This window comes from Aeromonas sp. 600282 (genome assembly GCF_049175755.1).
GTDB lineage: Bacteria > Pseudomonadota > Gammaproteobacteria > Enterobacterales > Aeromonadaceae > Aeromonas > Aeromonas veronii_A.
On record NZ_JAAKVR010000029.1, the window covers coordinates 1 to 20,854 of the forward strand.

Here is a 20,854-nt window from a genome sequence, read left to right on the forward strand (position 1 = left end):
CGGGTGATGACCTGCCGGTAGTCCGTGGTTCCGCACTGAAAGCGCTGGAAGGCGAAGCTCAGTGGGAAGAGAAGATCCTGGAACTGGCTGGCCACCTGGACAGCTACATTCCGGAGCCGGAGCGTGCGATTGACCAGCCGTTCCTGATGCCGATCGAAGACGTATTCTCTATCGCTGGCCGTGGTACCGTAGTAACCGGTCGTGTAGAGCGCGGTATCGTTAAAGTTGGTGAAGAAGTGGAAATCGTGGGTATCAAAGATACCACCAAGACCACCTGTACCGGCGTTGAAATGTTCCGTAAGCTGCTGGACGAAGGTCGTGCAGGCGAGAACATCGGTGCACTGCTGCGTGGCGTGAAGCGTGAAGACGTAGAGCGTGGTCAGGTACTGGCCAAGCCGGGCACCATCAAGCCGCACACCAAGTTCGAATCTGAAGTGTACGTACTGTCCAAAGAAGAAGGTGGTCGTCATACCCCGTTCTTCAAAGGCTACCGTCCGCAGTTCTACTTCCGTACTACCGACGTGACCGGTACCATCGAACTGCCGGAAGGCGTAGAGATGGTAATGCCGGGCGACAACATCAAGATGGTTGTTACCCTGATTGCGCCGATCGCGATGGATGACGGCCTGCGTTTCGCTATCCGTGAAGGTGGCCGTACCGTTGGTGCTGGTGTTGTAGCTAAAGTTATCGCTTAATCTTTGGCTTACATAAATAAAGCAAAGCCCCTATAATAGGGGCTTTCTTATGCAGGGGCGTAGTTCGAATTGGTAGAACAGCGGTCTCCAAAACCGATGGTTGCGGGTTCGAGTCCTGCCGCCCCTGCCATATACCTCGTCTCGTACGGGGCTTTTGTGTCTTTGGTTACGTCAGATACAGGTGGGTTGTATGAGTGTTAGTTCTGAGAACCAGGGCGGAAGCAAGGATACCCTGCTTTGGGGCCTGGTTTTCATTATCCTGGTGGCCGCTGTAGTAGGTAATTATCTGCTGAGCGATGTTATTGCTGCCGTCCGCGCCTTGGGTGTGGTCATTGTCATCGCTGCTGCCGGTGCAGTAGCCCTGCAAACCACCAAAGGGAAGGCAACACTGGCATTCGCCCGTGAGTCTCGCCTGGAAGTCCGCAAGGTCGTATGGCCAACCCGTCAGGAAGCCATTCAGACAACCCTGATTGTGCTGGCGGTGACCGCCGTGATGGGGCTGCTGCTGTTCGTTCTGGACGGCGCCTTGGTCTGGTTGGTCAACCTGATTACCGGTGTGTAAGGATAAGCCATGACTGAACAACGTGAACAGCGTATGAGATGGTATGTCGTGCAGGCGTTTTCCGGCTATGAAGGCCGTGTCGCCAAATCCCTGCGCGAGCATATCAAGATGCATGGCATGGAAGACATGTTCGGTGAAGTACTGGTCCCGACCGAAGAAGTGGTCGAGATGCGTGCAGGCCAGAAGCGCAAGAGTGAGCGCAAGTTTTTCCCGGGCTATGTCCTGGTTCAGATGATCATGGATGAAACCACATGGCACCTGGTGCGTAACGTACCGCGCGTCATGGGCTTCATCGGCGGTACTTCCGACCGTCCGGCACCGATCTCCGACAAAGAGGCCGATGCCATCCTGAACCGTCTGCAGGATGCCCACGACAAGCCGCGTCCGAAAACCCTGTTTGAACCGGGTGAAATGGTGCGGGTTGCCGATGGTCCGTTTGCCGACTTCAATGGAACCGTTGAAGAGGTGGACTACGAGAAGAGCCGCGTGAAGGTTTCTGTACTGATCTTCGGTCGTTCTACTCCCGTTGAGCTGGATTTCGGTCAGGTCGAAAAGGGCTGATTGATTTCTGTTCACTCAACAGTTGTCAGGGGCAGCGAATATCTCTATAATTCTCTGCCCCTTTATTAGTTGGGGAGCCGTTTGCAGGAGCATGTCTCCGAGGCGCTAGAACCCATTTTTGAGGTAATTTCCTAATGGCTAAGAAAGTCACAGCTTATATCAAGCTGCAGGTTGCTGCTGGTGCAGCCAACCCGTCTCCTCCCGTTGGTCCTGCACTGGGTCAACACGGTGTTAACATCATGGAATTCTGTAAGGCGTTCAACGCTCGTACAGAAAAGCTGGAAAAAGGTTCACCGACCCCGGTCGTGATCACCGTTTACAGCGACCGTTCCTTCACCTTCGAAACCAAGACTCCGCCTGCTTCCTTCCTGCTGAAGAAAGCTGCTGGCATCAAGTCTGGTTCTGCCAAGCCGAACAAAGACAAGGTTGGTAAGGTGACCGTAGCCCAGCTGCAAGAAATCGCCAAGACCAAAGAACCGGATATGACCGGTGCCGATCTGGATGCAAAAGTACGTTGCATCGCAGGCTCCGCTCGTTCCATGGGTCTGGTAGTGGAGGATTAAGACAATGGCTAAACTTTCCAAGCGTATGCGCGTTATTCGCGAAAAAGTTGACGGTACCAAAGAGTACTCCATCAACGAAGCCATTGCCCTGCTGAAAGAACTGGCTACCGCCAAGTTCGTTGAAAGCGTTGACGTTGCTGTCAACCTGGGTATCGACGCTCGTAAATCTGACCAGAACGTACGTGGTGCTACTGTACTGCCGCACGGTACCGGTCGTGATGTACGCGTTGCCGTATTTACCCAAGGTGCCAATGCCGAAGCAGCTAAAGCTGCCGGTGCTGACCTGGTAGGTATGGATGACCTGGCCGATCTGGTTAAGAAAGGCGAGATGAACTTCGACGTAGTTATCGCATCCCCGGATGCCATGCGCGTTGTTGGTCAACTGGGTCAAATCCTGGGCCCGCGCGGCCTGATGCCGAACCCGAAAGTTGGTACTGTAACTCCTAACGTTGCCGAAGCTGTCAAGAACGCCAAGGCTGGTCAGGTTCGTTACCGTAACGACAAGAATGGTATCATCCATACCACTCTGGGTAAGGTTTCTTTCAACGAAGTTCAGCTGAAAGAAAACTTGGAAGCTCTGCTGGTTGCCCTGAAAAAAGGCAAGCCCTCTTCCGCCAAAGGTCAATTCATCAAGAAAGTCAGCATCTCCACCACCATGGGTGCCGGTGTTGCCGTAGACCAAGCTTCTCTGGAAGCTCAGGCCTAATTGATGGGTTTTACAAGGCGCAAAATTTAATCTATAATTTTGCGCCTTGATTGGTTGGGGGTTTCGACCTCCGTCCAAGACCGCAGGAGGCTGTAAAGCCTTAATGTTTCCTGCGTAGACGGTGCCGGAAACCCAGCGAGAAAGATTCTTTCTCTTCTGGAATCCTGCTACCGCATCGTTCCCCTCTGTTGTAAAGGTAGGGGGGATGTGTCAGTACTGGGTCATTTGACCCGGATTCAATCCAGGAGTTAAGCCAATGGCATTGGGACTCGAAGACAAAAAGGCAATTGTTGCTGAAGTCAACGAAGCTGCCAAAGGCGCTCTTTCTGCAGTTGTTGCCGATTCTCGCGGTGTCACTGTAGACAAGATGACCGTCCTGCGTAAAACCGCTCGTGAAGCCGGTGTGTACATGCGCGTTGTGCGTAACACCCTGCTGCGTCGCGCGGTAGAAGGTACCGAATACGAGTGCCTGAACGACGCATTTACCGGTCCTACCTTGATTGCTTTCTCTAACGAACACCCGGGCGCTGCTGCTCGTCTGTTCAAAGAGTTTGCCAAAGCGAACCAAAAGTTCGAAATCAAGGCTGGCGCTTTTAACGGTGAGTTTATCGCCGCAGCACAAATTGATCGTCTGGCCACGCTGCCGACCTACGACGAAGCAATTGCGAAGTTGATGGCGACTATGAAAGAAGCCTCTGCTGGCAAGCTGGTTCGTACCATCGCTGCTGTGCGTGATCAGAAGCAAGCTGCTGCTTGATTCTCGCCTATTTAGGCTGTTTGAGTTTATTCAACATCAGGAATTTTTGTCATGTCTATCACTAAAGACCAAATCATCGAAGCCGTTGCTTCCATGTCTGTAATGGAAGTTGTTGAGCTGATCGAAGCTATGGAAGAGAAATTCGGTGTTTCTGCCGCTGTTGCTGTTGCTGCCGGTCCGGCCGCTGAAGCAGTAGAAGAGAAGACCGAGTTCGACGTAGTTCTGACTGCTGCCGGTGCCAACAAAGTTGCCGTCATCAAAGCCGTTCGTGGCGCTACCGGTCTGGGCCTGAAAGAAGCCAAAGACTTGGTAGAAGCTGCTCCGGCTAACCTGAAAGAAGCCGTCTCCAAAGACGAAGCTGAAGCTCTGAAGAAAGAGCTGGAAGCTGCCGGTGCTTCTGTTGAGATCAAATAATCTGCATTTATGTAGATTAGCCTGATAAAACAGGCTAGGGCTGGTGAATTTTTGTTCACCAGCCTTTTTGCGCTGTAGACTGAGAGCATTTCACACCGTTTACGACTCTCGGTGCACCAGCAATCCGGACTGTCTTCTTTCGTCCGGGCCAACACAAAACGGTGTTGAGACAGAGCTGTCCCGCGGGACAGAGTGGGTCACTTATCAGCGAGCTGAGGAACCCTATGGTTTACTCTTATACCGAAAAAAAACGCATTCGTAAGGACTTCGGTAAGCGAGACCAGGTACTGGACACGCCTTATCTGTTGTCCATTCAGCTGGACTCCTTCAAGCAGTTCATCGAGGCTGACCCGGAAGGTGAATATGGCCTAGAGGCCGCTTTCCGTAGCGTTTTCCCGATCACCAGTTACTCCGGTAGTGCTGAGCTTCAGTATGTCAGCTATCGCCTGGGTGAGCCGGTATTTGACGTAAAAGAATGCCAGATCCGTGGAGTGACCTACTCCGCGCCGCTGCGTGTCAAGCTTCGTATGGTTCTGTACGACCGTGAAGCAGCTGCCGGCACCGTCAAAGACATCAAGGAACAAGAAGTATACATGGGCGAAATTCCGCTCATGACCGAGAACGGCACCTTTGTTATCAATGGTACCGAGCGGGTTATCGTTTCCCAGCTGCACCGCAGCCCGGGCGTCTTCTTCGACCACGATAAAGGCAAAACACATTCATCCGGTAAGGTGCTGTATAACGCTCGCGTTATCCCCTACCGTGGCTCCTGGCTGGACTTCGAGTTCGATGCGAAAGACAACCTGTTTGTCCGTATCGACCGTCGTCGCAAACTGCCGGCATCCATTATTCTGCGCGCCCTGGACTTCACTTCCGAACAAATCCTGGCCACCTTCTTCGAAACCATCGGTTTCGAGGTCAAAGATGGCAAGTTGATGATGGATCTGGTGCCGGAGCGCCTGCGTGGCGAAACTGCGACCTTCGACATCGTGGCCAATGGTGCCGTGGTTGTTGAAACCGGTCGTCGTGTGACTGCCCGTCACATCCGTCAGTTGGAAAAAGACGCCGTTACCCAGATTGAGGTACCGGTTGAGTACGTTGTTGGCAAAGTTGCAGCCAAGGACTACGCACATCCGCAAACTGGCGAACTGGTAGTGGCAGCCAACCAGGCGCTGAGTCTGGAAGCGATTGCCAACCTGTCCCAGGCCGGCTTCAAGCATTTCGAGGTTCTGTTCACCAACGAACTGGATCACGGTGCCTACATGTCCGAGACCCTGCGCGTCGATTCCAGCACCAACCGTCTGGAAGCGCTGGTAGAAATCTACCGCATGATGCGTCCGGGCGAGCCGCCGACACGTGAAGCAGCAGAGCAGCTGTTCGAAAACCTGTTCTTCTCTGCCGAGCGTTACGACCTGTCTACCGTAGGTCGGATGAAGTTCAACCGCCGTCTGGGTCGTGAAGACGAGACTGGCGCTGGCGTACTGACCAAAGACGATATCGTCGATGTAATGAAGCGCCTGATCGACATCCGTAACGGTAACGACGAAGTGGACGATATCGACCACCTGGGTAACCGTCGTATCCGTTCTGTCGGTGAAATGGCTGAAAACCAGTTCCGCGTCGGTCTGGTGCGTGTCGAGCGTGCGGTCAAGGAGCGTCTCTCCCTGGGCGACCTGGACACCCTGATGCCGCAGGATCTGATCAACGCCAAGCCGATCTCCGCCGCAGTCAAAGAGTTCTTTGGTTCCAGCCAGCTGTCCCAGTTTATGGACCAGAACAACCCGCTCTCCGAAGTGACCCACAAGCGCCGTATCTCTGCGCTGGGCCCGGGCGGTTTGACTCGTGAGCGTGCCGGCTTTGAAGTCCGAGACGTACACCCGACCCACTACGGTCGTCTGTGCCCTATCGAGACTCCTGAAGGTCCGAACATCGGTCTGATCAACTCTCTGTCCGTGTACTCTCGTACCAACGAGTACGGTTTCCTCGAGACCCCGTACCGTAAGGTCATTGACGGTGTGATCACCGACGAAGTGGACTACCTGTCTGCTATTGAAGAAGGCAAGTACGTGATCGCACAGGCTAACGCCGCGACCACCGAAGATGGCCGACTGAAAGATGAATTGATCCCGTGCCGTCACAAAGGTGAATCCACCTTTATGAACGCCGACCAGATCCAGTATATGGACGTGAGCCCGCAGCAGATCGTATCTGTGGCTGCGGCTCTGATCCCGTTCCTGGAACACGATGACGCGAACCGCGCATTGATGGGTTCAAACATGCAACGTCAGGCTGTACCGACTCTGCGTGCTGACAAGCCGCTGGTAGGTACCGGTATGGAACGCGCTGTGGCCGTTGACTCCGGTGTAACCGTAGTGGCCAAGCGTGGCGGCGTAATCGACTATGTCGATGCCTCCCGTATCGTCCTGAAGGTCAATGAAGATGAGCTGATGCCAGGCGAAGCCGGTATCGACATCTACAACCTGACCAAATACACCCGTTCCAACCAGAACACCTGTATCAACCAGCGTCCTTGCGTGATGTTGGGTGAGCCGGTCATGGCTGGCGACGTACTGGCTGACGGCCCGTCCACCGATTTGGGTGAACTGGCGCTGGGTCAGAACATGCGCGTCGCGTTCATGCCGTGGAACGGTTACAACTTCGAAGACTCGATCCTGGTGAACGAGCGTGTTGTTCAGGAAGATCGCCTGACCACCATCCATATCCAGGAACTGGCCTGTATCTCCCGTGACACCAAGCTGGGTCCGGAAGAGATCACTGCTGACATCCCGAACGTGGGTGAAGCCGCTCTGTCCAAGCTGGACGAGTCTGGTATCGTCTACGTGGGTGCCGAAGTGAAGGGCGGCGACATTCTGGTCGGTAAGGTAACCCCGAAAGGTGAAACCCAGCTGACGCCGGAAGAGAAGCTGCTGCGCGCCATCTTCGGTGAGAAGGCGTCCGATGTGAAGGACTCCTCCCTGCGTGTACCGAACGGTGTGTACGGTACCGTGGTTGACGTGCAAGTCTTTACCCGCGATGGCGTGGAAAAGGACAAGCGCGCCAAAGAAATCGAAGAGATGCAGCTGAAGGAAGCGAAGAAGGACTTGACCGAAGAGTTCAAGATCCTGGAAGACGGCATTTTCGGCCGCTCCCGCAACCTGCTGCTGGCCGCCGGTTACAGCGAAGATCGTCTGAACAAGCTCGATCGCTCCAAGTGGTTTGAACTGGCCATCGAAGACGAAGGCAAGCAGACCGAACTGGAACAGATCGCTGAACAGCACGTTGAGCTGAAAGCCGAGTTCGACAAGAAATTCGAGAACAAGCGTCGCAAGATTATCCAGGGTGATGATCTGGCACCGGGCGTACTGAAAATCGTCAAGGTTTATCTGGCAGTCAAGCGTCGCATCCAGCCGGGTGACAAGATGGCGGGCCGTCACGGTAACAAGGGTGTTATCTCCAAGATCTGTCCGGTCGAGGATATGCCTCATGACGAGTTCGGCCGTCCGGTCGACATCGTACTGAACCCGTTGGGCGTACCATCCCGTATGAACATCGGTCAGATCCTCGAAGTGCACCTGGGCCTTGCGGCCAAGGGTATCGGCGAGAAGATCGATCGCATGGTCAAAGAGCAGCGCGAGCTGCACGAGATGCGCAACTTCCTGCAACAGGTCTATGACCTGGGCGAGAAGGACACCCAGCAAGTGAACATCGCCGAACTGTCTGACGACGACGTACGTACCCTGGTGGGTAACCTGCGTAAGGGTCTGCCGGTTGCTACTCCAGTGTTTGATGGTGCCAAAGAGCGCGAAATCAAAGCCCTGCTGAAGCTGGCCGATCTGCCGGAATCCGGTCAGATTGATCTGTTCGACGGCCGTACCGGTAACCGCTTCGAGCGTAAAGTAACCGTTGGTTACATGTACATGCTCAAGCTGAACCACCTGGTCGACGACAAGATGCACGCGCGTTCTACCGGTTCTTATAGCCTGGTTACCCAGCAGCCGCTGGGTGGTAAGGCTCAGTTCGGTGGTCAGCGTTTCGGTGAGATGGAAGTGTGGGCCCTGGAGGCTTACGGTGCGGCATATACCCTGCAGGAGATGCTGACCGTCAAGTCTGACGATGTGAATGGCCGTACCAAGATGTACAAGAACATCGTGGATGGCGACCACCGTATGGAGCCGGGCATGCCCGAATCCTTCAACGTATTGCTGAAGGAAATCCGCTCTCTGGGTATCAACATCGAGCTGGACGAAGAGTAAGAGCTCGCTCTTATTGTTCGAGAATTGACGTGGGCGCCCCGCTGTTTTGGCAGCCGGGGCGCCGAGGTTAGACTCCTGACAGGGGAAACACGTGAAAGACTTACTCAAGTTTTTGAAGGCTCAGACCAAGACCGAAGAGTTTGACAGCATCAAGATCGGTCTGGCCTCTCCTGACATGATCCGCTCCTGGTCATTCGGTGAGGTCAAAAAGCCTGAGACCATCAACTACCGGACTTTCAAGCCGGAGCGTGATGGTCTGTTCTGCGCCCGTATCTTCGGACCGGTGAAGGACTACGAGTGTCTGTGCGGCAAGTACAAGCGCCTGAAACACCGTGGTGTGATCTGTGAGAAGTGCGGCGTTGAAGTGACCCAGACCAAGGTCCGTCGTGAGCGTATGGGCCACATCGAGCTGGCCAGCCCGACTGCCCACATCTGGTTCCTGAAGTCCCTGCCGTCCCGTATCGGTCTGCTTCTGGACATGACCCTGCGCGACATCGAACGCGTGCTCTACTTCGAATCTTTCGTAGTTATCGAGCCGGGCATGACCAACCTCGAACGCAGCCAGATGCTCTCCGAAGAGCAGTACCTGGATGCGCTGGAAGAGTGGGGCGACGAATTTGACGCCAAGATGGGTGCCGAAGCAATCCTGGCATTGCTGCGCGCCATCGATCTGGAAGGTGAAGTCAAAGCGATGCGTGAGGAGCTGGATCAGACCAACTCCGAGACCAAACGCAAGAAGACCACCAAGCGTCTGAAGCTGATGGAAGCTTTCCTGCAGTCCGGCAACAAGCCGGAGTGGATGATCATGACAGTGCTGCCTGTGCTGCCGCCGGACCTGCGTCCGCTGGTACCGCTGGACGGCGGCCGTTTCGCGACTTCCGATCTGAACGATCTGTACCGTCGCGTGATCAACCGTAACAACCGCTTGAAGCGTCTGCTGGATCTGGCTGCTCCGGACATCATCGTGCGCAACGAAAAGCGTATGCTGCAAGAGTCCGTCGATGCGCTGCTGGATAACGGCCGTCGCGGTCGTGCCATCACCGGTTCCAACAAGCGCCCGCTGAAATCCCTGGCCGATATGATCAAGGGTAAGCAGGGTCGTTTCCGTCAGAACCTGCTCGGTAAGCGTGTCGACTACTCCGGTCGTTCCGTTATCACCGTAGGCCCGACTCTGCGTCTGCATCAGTGCGGTCTGCCGAAGAAGATGGCGCTGGAACTGTTCAAGCCGTTCATCTATGGCAAGCTGGAAACCCGCGGTCTGGCGACCACTATCAAGGCCGCCAAGAAGATGGTGGAGCGCGAGGAAGCTGTCGTTTGGGATATCCTGGACGAAGTGATCCGCGAGCACCCGGTTCTGCTGAACCGTGCACCGACCCTGCACCGTCTGGGTATCCAGGCATTCGAACCGACTCTGGTCGAAGGCAAGGCAATCCAGCTGCACCCGCTGGTTTGTGCTGCGTATAACGCGGACTTCGATGGTGACCAGATGGCGGTCCACGTACCGCTGACCCTGGAAGCCCAGCTGGAAGCGCGTGCGCTGATGATGTCTACCAACAACATCCTGTCGCCAGCCTCCGGTGAGCCGATCATCGTTCCTTCTCAGGACGTGGTCTTGGGTCTGTACTACATGACCCGCGCCCGCATCAATGCGAAGGGTGAAGGTATGGTGCTGTCCGGCCCGAAAGAGGCCGAGAAAGTGTACCGTGCTGGTCTGGCCGACCTGCATGCTCGCGTCAAGTGCCGCATCACCGAGTACGTGAAGAACGAAGCCGGTGAGCTGGTTGCCAAGACCGAGATGAAGAACACCACCGTTGGTCGTGCGATCCTGAGCCTGATCCTGCCGAAAGGTATGGAATACGCCCTGATCGACGAGCCGAAGGTGCTGACTGCTGCCGAGCAGGCCGATCTGGAAGCCAATCCGCAGAACTGGATCAAATGCGTATCCAACAAGGCGCTGGGCAAAAAGCTCATCTCCCGTCTGCTGAACACCTGCTATCGCAAGCAGGGGCTGAAGGACACCGTTATCTTCGCTGACCAGCTGATGTATACCGGTTTCCACTACGCGGCGCTGTCCGGTGCTTCCGTTGGTATCGATGACATGGTCATCCCGGATGCCAAGAAAGACATCATCGCGTCTGCCGAAGCCGAAGTTGCCGAGATCCAGGACCAGTTCCTGTCCGGTCTGGTAACTGCGGGCGAACGTTACAACAAGGTTATCGATATCTGGGCCAGCGCCAACGAGCGCGTCTCCAAGGCCATGATGGAGAACTTGTCCAAAGAGCGTAACGTCAACTCGCTGGGTGAAGAAGAAGAGCAGGCCTCGTTCAACAGCATCTTTATGATGGCCGACTCTGGTGCGCGGGGTTCCGCCGCCCAGATCCGTCAGCTGGCCGGTATGCGTGGCCTGATGGCCAAGCCGGATGGCTCCATCATCGAGACTCCGATCATCGCGAACTTCCGCGAAGGTCTGAACGTACTGCAGTACTTTATCTCTACCCACGGTGCTCGTAAGGGTCTGGCGGATACTGCACTGAAGACTGCGAACTCCGGTTACCTGACTCGTCGTCTGGTAGACGTGGCGCAGGACATGGTGATCACCGAGGACGATTGCGGCACTACCGACGGTCTGTGGATGACTCCGCTGATCGAGGGTGGCGACGTGGTCGAGCCGCTGCGTGAACGCGTGCTGGGTCGTGTGGTGGCAGAAGATGTCATCAAGCCGGGTACCGAGGACGAGATCCTGGTTGCTCGCAACACCCTGCTCGACGAGCAGCTGTGTGACCTGCTGGAACGCAACTCCGTTGACCGTGTGAAGGTTCGTTCTGCCATCACCTGTGAAACCGACTTCGGTAACTGTGCTCACTGCTACGGCCGTGATCTGGCCCGTGGTCACCTGGTTAACAAGGGTGAGGCTGTCGGTGTTATCGCCGCCCAGTCCATCGGTGAACCGGGTACCCAGCTGACGATGCGTACGTTCCACATCGGTGGTGCTGCATCTCGTGCCGCTGCTGAAAGCAGCATCCAGGTCAAGAACACAGGTACCATCAAGCTGCAGAACGCCAAGTTCGTTCACAACAGCGATGACAAACTGGTTATCACCTCACGTTCTACCGAACTGACCATCATGGACGACATGGGCCGTACCAAGGAAAGCCACAAGCTGCCTTACGGTTCTGTACTGGAAGTGAAGGACGGCCAGGCCGTGAGTGCTGGCGAGACCGTTGCCAATTGGGATCCGCACACCCACCCGATCATCACCGAAGTGGCAGGTCGCCTGCAGTTCGAACACATGATCGATGGTGTGACCATCACTCGTCAGACCGACGAGCTGACCGGTCTCTCTTCTATCGTTGTTCTGGACGTCAACGAGCGTCCGAGCGCCGGTAAAGAGATGCGTCCGACCGTTAAACTGGTCGACCTGAACGGCAAAGACGTGATGATCCCGGGTACCGATGTAGCCGCCCAGTACTTCCTGCCGGGCAAGGCGATCGTGAACCTGGAAGATGGTGCCAACGTGGGCGTGGGTGACGCGGTAGCGCGTATCCCGCAAGAGTCCGGCGGTACCAAGGACATCACCGGTGGTCTGCCGCGCGTTGCGGATCTGTTCGAAGCACGTCAACCGAAGGAACCGGCAATTCTGGCCGAGATCTCCGGTACCATCTCCTTCGGGAAAGAGACCAAGGGCAAACGCCGTCTGGTCATTACCCCGACCGATGGTGGCAACGTCTACGAAGAGATGATTCCGAAGTGGCGTAACCTGAACGTGTTCGAAGGTGAAAAAGTTGAGAAGGGTGAAGTGCTGGCAGACGGTCCTGAGTCTGCTCACGACATCCTGCGTCTGCGCGGTATCAGTCCGGTCGCCAACTACATCGCCAACGAAGTGCAGGACGTTTACCGTCTGCAAGGCGTTAAGATCAACGACAAGCACATCGAAGTCATCGTTCGTCAGATGCTGCGCAAGTGCGAGATCCTGAGCGCTGGCGATACCGATCTGATCGAAGGCGAACAGGTTGAAGTGGCTCGTGTGAAGATTGCCAACCGTAAGCTGGTTGCCGAGGGCAAGACCCCTGCGACCTACCGTCATGTACTGATGGGTATTACCAAGGCATCTCTGAGCACCGAGTCCTTCATCTCCGCGGCTTCCTTCCAGGAAACCACTCGCGTTCTGACCGAAGCCGCCGTAGGTGGCAAGCGTGATGAACTGCGTGGTCTGAAAGAGAACGTCATCGTGGGTCGTCTGATCCCGGCTGGTACCGGCTTTGCCTACCACCACAGCCGGATCAACCAGCGTGCTGCCGCAGCTCGTGCTGTTGGCACCCCGCAGGTGACCGCTGATGAAGCTGAGCAGAACCTGGCGGATCTGCTGAACGCAGCCGGTAGCTTCGACGAAGAGTAACTCGTCATCCGTGATTAAAAAGGGCTCCTTCAAGGAGCCCTTTTTGTTGGCCAATTCCTCGGCAAAGGTAGACGCAGCGCGGGTTTCAGGATGATCCAGAGCAAAGTTGTAGAGTAAAAAATCAAAAAAAGTTGACTTTACTCCCCTTCAATTTAAAACTCGGGAAAGTTGAATGGTTATTACAGGGGTAGAACATGACTGTCGGTATCGAGGAAGCCATGCTTCCCGAAGAACAGCTGATCAGCCGCACTTTTACAGATGAAGACAGGGAATTGTTGCGCTCATACGATGGGCTCATCGATGGCTTGGCCGAGCTGTTCGGCAAGCATTGTGAAGTGGTACTCCACTCCCTGGAAAATCTGCACGAGTCGGTGATCAAGATCGCCAACGGCTTCAATACCGGACGCACCCTCGGGGCGCCCATCACCGATCTCGCCCTGCGCATGCTCAAGGACATCGAGAGCACCGGCCAGGATTACACCCAGAGCTATTTCGCTCGCAGCCGTACCGGTGCGCTGATGAAGTCGAGCACCATCGCCATTCGCAACAGCGAGCGGCAAGTGGTGGGGCTGATCTGCATCAACCTGCACATCAATGCGCCTTTCCACGAGTTCGTGGCCGAATTTTTCCCGACGCCCCAGCAGGCGGCGCGTCAGTCACCAGAGACCTTCGCCAACAGCGTGGAAGAGCTGGTTGCCCAGACGGTGGATAACACCATCGACGAGATCAATCGCGATCCCACCGTGGCCAACAATGCCAAGAACCGCTTCATCGTGACCCAGCTGTTCGAGAAGGGCATTTTCGACATCAAGGATTCGATCAATCTGGTGGCGGACAAACTCAATATTTCAAAACATACCGTTTATCTTTACATCCGACAGCGCAAGCAGGGTGAAGACGAGAACGAGTAACTCATTCCAGAAGGGGATAGATGAATGGCTAAAGAAGTGATTGCAACCGACAAGGCGCCTGCCGCGATTGGTCCGTATGTTCAGGCTACCAAGGTTGGCGAGATGATCTTCACCTCCGGGCAGATCCCGCTCGATCCTGCCACCATGGAGATCGTGGCCGGCGGCATCGAAGAGCAGGCCGAACGGGTGATGAAGAATCTGGTTGCCGTGTTGCACGCTGCCGGTGCCGATGCCAGCAAAGTGGTCAAGACCACCTGCTTCCTGAGCGACATGAACAACTTCGTTGCCTTCAACCAGGTCTATGCCCGCTACTTTGGCGATGCGGCGCCAGCCCGCTCCTGCGTGGAGGTGGCTCGTCTGCCGAAAGATGTGCTGGTCGAGGTCGAGGCGATTGCCCATCTCTGATCAACAGATCGAATCAAGCCCCTCCTGGCAGGGGCTTTTTTGTTTTTGGCGTAAAATGGACCGGGTCAGCACAGGAGTCCTGCTATGAGTCTGAGTTTTGCCATCCTGGTCACGGGGCCTGCCTATGGCACCCAATCGGCCAGCACCGCCTATCGTTTTGCCCGCACCCTGTTGGCGCAGGGACATACCTTGTCCCACCTGTTCTTCTATCAGGACGGGGTCTGCAACGGCAACGGTTTGCATCTGCCTGCATCCGATGAGACTAACCTGGTGCGTCTGTGGCGAGAGCTGGCAGAAGAGCAGGGGATCCGTATCGACGTCTGCGTCGCCGCCGCCATGCGGCGCGGTGTGCTCGATGAGCAGGAGGCCAAGGGGGCGGGGCTGGTGCACTTCAATCTGCAACCGCCATTTTGTCTGAGCGGTCTGGGCCAGCTGGCCGAGGCTGCGCTCACTGCCGATCGACTGGTTCAGTTCTAGGGGGAGCCATGAATAAAAAAATTGCCTTTATCTGCAGTCGTGGTCCCCATGGCCATGCCGCTGGCCGGGAAGGGTTGGATGCCCTGCTGGCCACCTCGGCCATGACCGATGAGCTGGCCCTCTTCCTGATTGGGGACGGTGTGTTGCAACTGCTCAAGGAGCAGCAGCCTGCCGCCATTTTGCAGCGCCACTACGCGCCCACCTTCAAAATGCTGGAACTCTACGACATCGAAGAGGTCTATGTCTGTGCTGACTCGCTGGCAGAGCGTGGCGTGACAGTGGATGATCTGCTGATCCCCGTCGAGAGTCTGCCGCGCCAAGAACTGGCTCGGCGCTGGGCACAATGTTCGACTCACATCAGCTTTTGAGGTCTCCATGTTGCATCTGATATTGAACTCTCCCTTTCAGAGTCAGGCTCTGGCAGAGGCGCTCTCATACCTTCAGCCCGAGGATGAGCTGGTACTGATGCAGGATGCCGTGATTGCGGCATCGGCTCCCCAGTGGAGCGCGCGGCTGGCGGGTATCCCGCTTTATGTGATGCAGGAAGATCTGCAAGCTCGCGGTTTGCAGCATCGGGTGGGCAATGTGCTCGATATGGCGGATCTGGTGGCACTGATTGCGCAAAAAGGTTCCCCGCGCACCTGGGGTGGCTGAGAAGCATATTTTCAAGAAAATTCAAGGCGATGTCGTGAAAGCAAACGGATCCGAACTGCCCTTTTGTGACGCAAATTGTATAAATCTTGACTCCCCAGACAACAGGGCATAAAATTTCGCGTCCCCGTATCTGCGGGGAGGATTTTCCACACGTTTATGAAGTCATTATCAGGAGCCTTTTGATGGCAACTATTAACCAGTTGGTTCGCAAGCCACGCATCAAGCTCGTTGTGAAAAGCAACGTGCCGGCGCTGGAAGCGTGCCCTCAGAAGCGTGGCGTATGCACTCGTGTATATACCACCACCCCGAAGAAGCCTAACTCTGCACTGCGTAAAGTGTGCCGTGTACGTCTGACCAACGGCTTCGAAGTCACCTCCTACATCGGTGGTGAAGGTCACAACCTGCAAGAGCACTCTGTTGTTCTGATCCGTGGCGGTCGTGTAAAAGACTTGCCAGGTGTTCGTTATCACACCGTTCGTGGTGCGTTGGACTGTGCCGGTGTTAAAGACCGTAAGCAGGCTCGCTCCAAGTATGGCGTGAAGCGTCCTAAAGCTTAATGGTTCTCCGTTAAGTAAGGCCAAACGTTAATTCGTTTCTAGTTAGATAGCTTTCTAGTTTTGGGTAATCCCTGAAGTTACGGAGAATTTGAAATGCCAAGACGTCGTGTTGTTGGTCAGCGTAAAATCCTGCCAGATCCCAAGTTCGGATCAGAGCTGCTGGCTAAATTTGTCAACGTAGTAATGGTTGACGGTAAGAAATCTGTTGCAGAAGCCATTGTTTATGGCGCCCTGGACATCATTGCCACCAAATCTGGCAAAGAGCACCTGGCCGTATTCGAAGAAGCTCTGGATAACATTCGTCCGGCGGTCGAGGTTAAATCTCGTCGCGTCGGTGGTGCAACCTATCAGGTTCCGGTAGAAGTTCGTCCGGTACGTCGCAATGCTCTGGCAATGCGCTGGTTGGTTGATGCCGCTCGTAAACGTGGTGAAAAATCAATGGCTCAGCGTTTGGCTGGCGAGCTGCTGGATGCCGCTGACAATAAGGGTTCGTCTGTCAAGAAACGTGAAGACGTTCACCGTATGGCTGAAGCGAACAAAGCCTTCGCTCACTTCCGCTGGTAATCCGCTTGCGCAGGGTCTTTTGGCTCTGCGCACCTTTAATTATCTAGGGACAAGCGCCTTAGTAAGAGGATGACAATGGCTCGTACAACCCCCATTGAGCGTTATCGTAACATCGGTATCTCCGCTCACATTGACGCCGGTAAGACTACTACTACCGAGCGCGTACTGTTTTACACCGGTGTAAGTCACAAGATCGGTGAAGTTCACGATGGCGCTGCCACCATGGACTGGATGGAACAGGAACAAGAGCGTGGTATCACCATCACCTCCGCCGCGACCACCGCTTTCTGGTCCGGTATGGGTAAACAGTTCCAACCGCACCGTATCAACATCATCGATACCCCGGGCCACGTTGACTTTACTATCGAAGTAGAGCGTTCAATGCGTGTTCTGGACGGTGCCGTGATGGTGTACTGTGCCGTAGGTGGCGTACAGCCACAGTCTGAAACCGTATGGCGTCAGGCTAACAAGTACAAGGTTCCCCGTATCGCGTTCGTCAACAAGATGGACCGTACCGGCGCCAACTTCCTGCGCTGCGTTGAGCACATCAAGACCCGTCTGAAAGGTACTCCGGTTCCCCTTCAGCTGAACATCGGCTCTGAAGAGAACTTCAAGGGCGTTGTTGACCTGGTCAAGATGAAAGCCATCAACTGGAATGAAGCTGATCAGGGCGTATCCTTCGATTACGAAGACGTCCCGGCTGAGTTGCTGGAACAGGCGCAAGAAATGCGCATGAATCTGGTTGAAGCCGCTGCTGAAGCGTCTGAAGACCTGATGGAAAAATACCTGGGCGGCGAAGAGCTGACCGAGGAAGAGATCAAAGGTGCTCTGCGTCAGCGCGTGCTGAACAACGAAATCATCCTGGTAACCTGTGGCTCCGCGTTCAAGAACAAGGGCGTACAGGCAATGCTGGATGCCGTGATCGAGTACCTGCCGGCTCCGACCGACGTTGCTGCTATCGACGGCCTGAAAATGGACGGCGAGACCAAAGACGAGCGTCACGCTTCTGATGACGAGCCGTTCTCTGCTCTGGCGTTCAAGATCGCTACCGACCCGTTCGTTGGTAACCTGACCTTCTTCCGTGTCTACTCTGGCGTGATCAACTCCGGTGACACCGTGCTGAACTCCGTCAAGGACAAGCGCGAGCGTTTCGGCCGTATCGTTCAGATGCATGCCAACAAGCGTGAAGAGATCAAAGAAGTACGCGCTGGTGACATCGCTGCAGCCATCGGTCTGAAAGACGTGACCACTGGTGACACCCTGTGTGACCCGAACGCACCGATCATCCTCGAGCGTATGGAATTCCCGGAGCCGGTAATTTCTATCGCGGTTGAGCCGAAAACCAAGGCTGACCAGGAGAAGATGGGTCTGGCACTGGGCCGTCTGGCTCAGGAAGACCCGTCCTTCCGCGTATGGACTGACGAAGAGTCAGGTCAAACCATCATCGCTGGTATGGGTGAGCTGCACCTGGACATCATCGTTGACCGTATGCGTCGCGAGTTCAAGGTTGAAGCCAACGTAGGTAAGCCGCAGGTTGCCTACCGTGAAACCATCCGTACCACCGTTAAAGACATCGAAGGCAAGCATGCCAAGCAGTCTGGTGGTCGCGGTCAGTACGGTCATGTTGTTATCGACATGTACCCGCTGGAAGAAGGCAAAGCTTACGAATTCGTCAACGACATCAAAGGCGGTGTCATTCCTGGTGAATTCATCCCGGGTGTTGATAAAGGTATCCGTGAGCAGCTCAAATCTGGTCCGCTGGCTGGTTACCCGGTTATGGATCTGGGTGTGCGTCTGCACTTCGGTTCTTACCACGATGTCGACTCTTCCGAACTGGCGTTCAAGATCGCTGCTTCCATGGCCTTTAAGGCTGGCTTCATGAAGGCCAACCCGGTTCTGCTCGAACCGATCATGAAAGTAGAAGTTGAAACTCCGGAAGATTACATGGGCGACGTTATCGGTGACCTGAACCGTCGTCGTGGCCTGATCGAAGGTATGGAAGATGGCCCGTCCGGCAAGATCGTACGTGCTCTGGTGCCGCTGGCCGAAATGTTCGGTTATGCAACTGCACTGCGTTCCGCTACCCAGGGTCGCGCTTCCTACGCCATGGAATTCGCCAAGTATCACGATGCACCGACCAACGTTGCACAAGCCGTGATCGAAGAGCGCAAATCCAAGTAATTTAAGATTCCCCGCCTACGACGGTAGGCGGGTTTAACCTAGAAGGACTACGTCGTGTCTAAAGAAAAATTTGAGCGTAATAAACCGCACGTAAACGTCGGCACCATCGGCCACGTTGACCACGGTAAAACCACCCTGACTGCAGCTATCACCAACGTGCTGGCCAAGCACTTCGGTGGTAAAGCTTTCGCCTTCGACCAGATCGACAAGGCACCGGAAGAGCGTGAGCGTGGTATCACCATCAACACCTCCCACGTAGAATACGACACTGCTACCCGCCACTACGCCCACGTAGACTGCCCGGGTCACGCCGACTACGTTAAAAACATGATCACCGGTGCTGCCCAGATGGACGGCGCGATCCTGGTAGTAGCAGCGACTGACGGCCCGATGCCGCAGACTCGTGAGCACATCCTGCTGGGTCGTCAGGTAGGCGTTCCGTACATCATCGTGTTCATGAACAAGTGTGACATGGTAGATGACGAAGAGCTGCTGGAACTGGTCGAGATGGAAGTTCGCGAACTGCTGTCCGAGTACGACTTCCCGGGTGATGACCTGCCGGTAGTCCGTGGTTCCGCACTGAAAGCGCTGGAAGGCGAAGCTCAGTGGGAAGAGAAGATCCTGGAACTGGCTGGCCACCTGGACAGCTACATTCCGGAGCCGGAGCGTGCGATTGACCAGCCGTTCCTGATGCCGATCGAAGACGTATTCTCTATCGCTGGCCGTGGTACTGTAGTTACCGGTCGTGTAGAGCGCGGTATCGTTAAAGTTGGTGAAGAAGTGGAAATCGTTGGTATCAAAGATACCACCAAGACCACCTGTACCGGCGTTGAAATGTTCCGTAAGCTGCTGGACGAAGGTCGTGCAGGCGAGAACATCGGTGCACTGCTGCGTGGTGTGAAGCGTGAAGACGTAGAGCGTGGTCAGGTACTGGCCAAGCCGGGCACCATCAAGCCGCACACCAAGTTTGAATCTGAAGTGTATGTGCTGTCCAAAGAAGAAGGTGGTCGTCATACCCCGTTCTTCAAAGGCTACCGTCCGCAGTTCTACTTCCGTACTACTGACGTGACCGGTACCATCGAACTGCCGGAAGGCGTAGAGATGGTAATGCCGGGTGACAACATCAAGATGGTTGTTACCCTGATTGCGCCGATCGCGATGGATGACGGCCTGCGTTTCGCTATCCGTGAAGGTGGCCGTACCGTAGGTGCTGGTGTTGTAGCTAAAGTTATCGCTTAATCGATACTTTAAATGCACACATGAAAGGGGTGGCTTCGGCCGCCCCTTTTGTTTTTGGGCTTTATCTGCCCTGTGAGATACTGGGCAAAATCATTGATAGAGGTAGTTTTCGTGAGCAAACCCGCCATTTTTCTGGATCGTGACGGTGTCATCAATGAAGACACAGGTTATGTCAGCCAGGTCGATGACTTCCATTTTCTGCCCGGAGTCATAGACGCCCTGCAGCTCCTCAAAAAGAAAGGCTATCTGCTGGTTGTAGTGACCAACCAGTCAGGGATTGCCCGCGGTTATTTCACCGAAGATGATTTCATGAACCTGACCGAGTGGATGGATTGGTCGCTGGCCGATCGCGATGTGGACCTTGATGGTATCTACTTCTGCCCACACCATCCGGATCACGGTGCTCCCTGTGACTGCCGCAAGCCGGAACCGGGAATGTTGTTGCTCGCCAAGCAGGAACTGAACATCGACATGAGTCGTTCCTATATGGTGGGTGACAAGCCTTCCGATCTGAAAGCAGCGAGCAATGCCGGGGTCGGTCACAAGATCATGGTCAGAACCGGTAAGCCGATTACCGAAACGGGTAGCGCACTGGCAGATGCCATCTATGACAACCTGCATGATTTTGCCATCGCGGTGCCTGCAGCAAGCTGATTTCGCCGGTTTAATATGCTGATTGGTGGATTTGCGAGCGATTGAACGATGAAAGCCATCTTTTTGCAATTATCCCCTTGCCAGAACGAATTCACTCCCTATAATGCGCCTCCATCGACACGGCAAGCGGCAACGCAAACAACCGGGTCGGTAACCTCGAAAAGCCTTTGCAAATAAGGCTTGACTCGAGAAGACGGTTGAGTAGAATTCCACTCCCGCAGCAACGAACTGTTGCGTCGCTCTTTAACAATTTGAATCAAGCAATCTGTGTGGGCACTCACAGCATCGAGCATCAAAAACAATTT

20 protein-coding genes and 1 tRNA gene are annotated in these 20,854 nt (G+C 55.0%); 20 read left to right on the plus strand and 1 reads right to left on the minus strand.

Annotated features, from left to right (window positions below; translation table 11 throughout):
* The 20 genes from G5137_RS20090 to gmhB all read left to right on the plus strand — a co-directional run.
* Positions 1-695, plus strand: a 695-nt coding sequence (locus G5137_RS20090) for an EF-Tu/IF-2/RF-3 family GTPase (protein WP_421255870.1), incomplete at its 5' end; no start/stop codon positions are given.
* A gap of 53 nt (positions 696-748) precedes the next feature.
* Positions 749-825 (plus strand) — tRNA-Trp (locus G5137_RS20095).
* A 60-nt stretch (positions 826-885) separates the two neighbouring features.
* Positions 886-1,257, plus strand: coding sequence for a preprotein translocase subunit SecE (gene secE, locus G5137_RS20100; protein ID WP_005341843.1), 372 nt, complete (start codon positions 886-888; stop codon positions 1,255-1,257).
* A 33-nt stretch (positions 1,258-1,290) separates the two neighbouring features.
* Positions 1,291-1,818 (plus strand): transcription termination/antitermination protein NusG, encoded by a 528-nt coding sequence (gene nusG / locus G5137_RS20105; protein ID WP_019840195.1) that lies wholly within the window; start codon positions 1,291-1,293, stop codon positions 1,816-1,818.
* A 134-nt stretch (positions 1,819-1,952) separates the two neighbouring features.
* A complete protein-coding gene (gene rplK, locus G5137_RS20110) occupies positions 1,953-2,381 on the plus strand; it encodes a 50S ribosomal protein L11 (RefSeq protein ID WP_026456244.1) in 429 nt (142 codons plus the stop codon).
* Positions 2,382-2,385: 4 nt separating this feature from the next.
* Positions 2,386-3,087 (plus strand): 50S ribosomal protein L1, encoded by a 702-nt coding sequence (gene rplA, locus G5137_RS20115; protein ID WP_005339888.1) that lies wholly within the window; start codon positions 2,386-2,388, stop codon positions 3,085-3,087.
* Positions 3,088-3,343: 256 nt separating this feature from the next.
* Positions 3,344-3,844 carry a 50S ribosomal protein L10 gene (rplJ, locus tag G5137_RS20120; RefSeq protein WP_216952230.1) on the plus strand — a complete coding sequence of 167 codons (501 nt, stop codon included), beginning with the start codon at positions 3,344-3,346 and terminating at the stop codon, positions 3,842-3,844.
* Positions 3,845-3,895: 51 nt separating this feature from the next.
* Positions 3,896-4,258 (plus strand): 50S ribosomal protein L7/L12, encoded by a 363-nt coding sequence (gene rplL / locus G5137_RS20125; RefSeq protein ID WP_005341840.1) that lies wholly within the window; start codon positions 3,896-3,898, stop codon positions 4,256-4,258.
* 224 nt (positions 4,259-4,482) lie between these two features.
* The gene (rpoB, locus tag G5137_RS20130) at positions 4,483-8,511 is read left to right on the plus strand and encodes a DNA-directed RNA polymerase subunit beta (protein ID WP_421173225.1); all 4,029 of its coding nucleotides are present in this window, start codon (positions 4,483-4,485) and stop codon (positions 8,509-8,511) included.
* Positions 8,512-8,602: 91 nt separating this feature from the next.
* Positions 8,603-12,907, plus strand: coding sequence for a DNA-directed RNA polymerase subunit beta' (rpoC, locus tag G5137_RS20135; protein ID WP_100647045.1), 4,305 nt, complete (start codon positions 8,603-8,605; stop codon positions 12,905-12,907).
* Positions 12,908-13,101: 194 nt separating this feature from the next.
* Positions 13,102-13,818 (plus strand): helix-turn-helix transcriptional regulator, encoded by a 717-nt coding sequence (locus G5137_RS20140; protein ID WP_005339902.1) that lies wholly within the window; start codon positions 13,102-13,104, stop codon positions 13,816-13,818.
* A gap of 24 nt (positions 13,819-13,842) precedes the next feature.
* Positions 13,843-14,223 carry a RidA family protein gene (locus G5137_RS20145; RefSeq protein WP_005339904.1) on the plus strand — a complete coding sequence of 127 codons (381 nt, stop codon included), beginning with the start codon at positions 13,843-13,845 and terminating at the stop codon, positions 14,221-14,223.
* A gap of 84 nt (positions 14,224-14,307) precedes the next feature.
* Positions 14,308-14,700: a sulfurtransferase complex subunit TusD gene (tusD, locus tag G5137_RS20150; RefSeq protein ID WP_216976654.1), complete on the plus strand. Its 393-nt coding sequence runs from the start codon at positions 14,308-14,310 to the stop codon at positions 14,698-14,700.
* A gap of 8 nt (positions 14,701-14,708) precedes the next feature.
* Positions 14,709-15,068 (plus strand): sulfurtransferase complex subunit TusC, encoded by a 360-nt coding sequence (gene tusC / locus G5137_RS20155; RefSeq protein ID WP_021229316.1) that lies wholly within the window; start codon positions 14,709-14,711, stop codon positions 15,066-15,068.
* Positions 15,069-15,075: 7 nt separating this feature from the next.
* Complete coding sequence (tusB, locus tag G5137_RS20160; RefSeq protein ID WP_058056195.1) at positions 15,076-15,354, plus strand: sulfurtransferase complex subunit TusB; 279 nt, start codon at positions 15,076-15,078, stop codon at positions 15,352-15,354.
* Positions 15,355-15,536: 182 nt separating this feature from the next.
* Positions 15,537-15,911: a 30S ribosomal protein S12 gene (gene rpsL / locus G5137_RS20165; RefSeq protein WP_005306278.1), complete on the plus strand. Its 375-nt coding sequence runs from the start codon at positions 15,537-15,539 to the stop codon at positions 15,909-15,911.
* 93 nt (positions 15,912-16,004) lie between these two features.
* Positions 16,005-16,475 carry a 30S ribosomal protein S7 gene (gene rpsG / locus G5137_RS20170; RefSeq protein ID WP_005339911.1) on the plus strand — a complete coding sequence of 157 codons (471 nt, stop codon included), beginning with the start codon at positions 16,005-16,007 and terminating at the stop codon, positions 16,473-16,475.
* A 75-nt stretch (positions 16,476-16,550) separates the two neighbouring features.
* Positions 16,551-18,656 (plus strand): elongation factor G, encoded by a 2,106-nt coding sequence (gene fusA / locus G5137_RS20175; protein WP_021229318.1) that lies wholly within the window; start codon positions 16,551-16,553, stop codon positions 18,654-18,656.
* 54 nt (positions 18,657-18,710) lie between these two features.
* Positions 18,711-19,895: an elongation factor Tu gene (gene tuf / locus G5137_RS20180; protein ID WP_074042664.1), complete on the plus strand. Its 1,185-nt coding sequence runs from the start codon at positions 18,711-18,713 to the stop codon at positions 19,893-19,895.
* A gap of 111 nt (positions 19,896-20,006) precedes the next feature.
* Positions 20,007-20,549 (plus strand): D-glycero-beta-D-manno-heptose 1,7-bisphosphate 7-phosphatase, encoded by a 543-nt coding sequence (gmhB, locus tag G5137_RS20185; RefSeq protein ID WP_421255871.1) that lies wholly within the window; start codon positions 20,007-20,009, stop codon positions 20,547-20,549.
* 98 nt (positions 20,550-20,647) lie between these two features.
* On the opposite strand, the gene G5137_RS20190 is transcribed toward gmhB, so the two are convergent.
* A partial coding sequence (locus G5137_RS20190; RefSeq protein ID WP_421255872.1) for a hypothetical protein occupies positions 20,648-20,854 on the minus strand: 207 nt, incomplete at its 5' end.

Excerpts from the sequence above, each read along its gene's own strand:
- rpsL (WP_005306278.1), top strand. The coding sequence starts at position 15,537 with ATGGCAACTATTAACCAGTTGGTTCGCAAGCCACGCATCAAGCTCGTT.
- rpsG (WP_005339911.1), top strand. The coding sequence starts at position 16,005 with ATGCCAAGACGTCGTGTTGTTGGTCAGCGTAAAATCCTGCCAGATCCC.
- fusA (WP_021229318.1), top strand. The coding sequence starts at position 16,551 with ATGGCTCGTACAACCCCCATTGAGCGTTATCGTAACATCGGTATCTCC.
- rplJ (WP_216952230.1), top strand. The coding sequence starts at position 3,344 with ATGGCATTGGGACTCGAAGACAAAAAGGCAATTGTTGCTGAAGTCAAC.
- rplA (WP_005339888.1), top strand. The coding sequence starts at position 2,386 with ATGGCTAAACTTTCCAAGCGTATGCGCGTTATTCGCGAAAAAGTTGAC.
- secE (WP_005341843.1), top strand. The coding sequence starts at position 886 with ATGAGTGTTAGTTCTGAGAACCAGGGCGGAAGCAAGGATACCCTGCTT.
- G5137_RS20140 (WP_005339902.1), top strand. The coding sequence starts at position 13,102 with ATGACTGTCGGTATCGAGGAAGCCATGCTTCCCGAAGAACAGCTGATC.
- tusB (WP_058056195.1), top strand. The coding sequence starts at position 15,076 with ATGTTGCATCTGATATTGAACTCTCCCTTTCAGAGTCAGGCTCTGGCA.
- rplK (WP_026456244.1), top strand. The coding sequence starts at position 1,953 with ATGGCTAAGAAAGTCACAGCTTATATCAAGCTGCAGGTTGCTGCTGGT.
- G5137_RS20145 (WP_005339904.1), top strand. The coding sequence starts at position 13,843 with ATGGCTAAAGAAGTGATTGCAACCGACAAGGCGCCTGCCGCGATTGGT.
- rplL (WP_005341840.1), top strand. The coding sequence starts at position 3,896 with ATGTCTATCACTAAAGACCAAATCATCGAAGCCGTTGCTTCCATGTCT.
- nusG (WP_019840195.1), top strand. The coding sequence starts at position 1,291 with ATGAGATGGTATGTCGTGCAGGCGTTTTCCGGCTATGAAGGCCGTGTC.
- tusC (WP_021229316.1), top strand. The coding sequence starts at position 14,709 with ATGAATAAAAAAATTGCCTTTATCTGCAGTCGTGGTCCCCATGGCCAT.
- tusD (WP_216976654.1), top strand. The coding sequence starts at position 14,308 with ATGAGTCTGAGTTTTGCCATCCTGGTCACGGGGCCTGCCTATGGCACC.
- rpoB (WP_421173225.1), top strand. The coding sequence starts at position 4,483 with ATGGTTTACTCTTATACCGAAAAAAAACGCATTCGTAAGGACTTCGGT.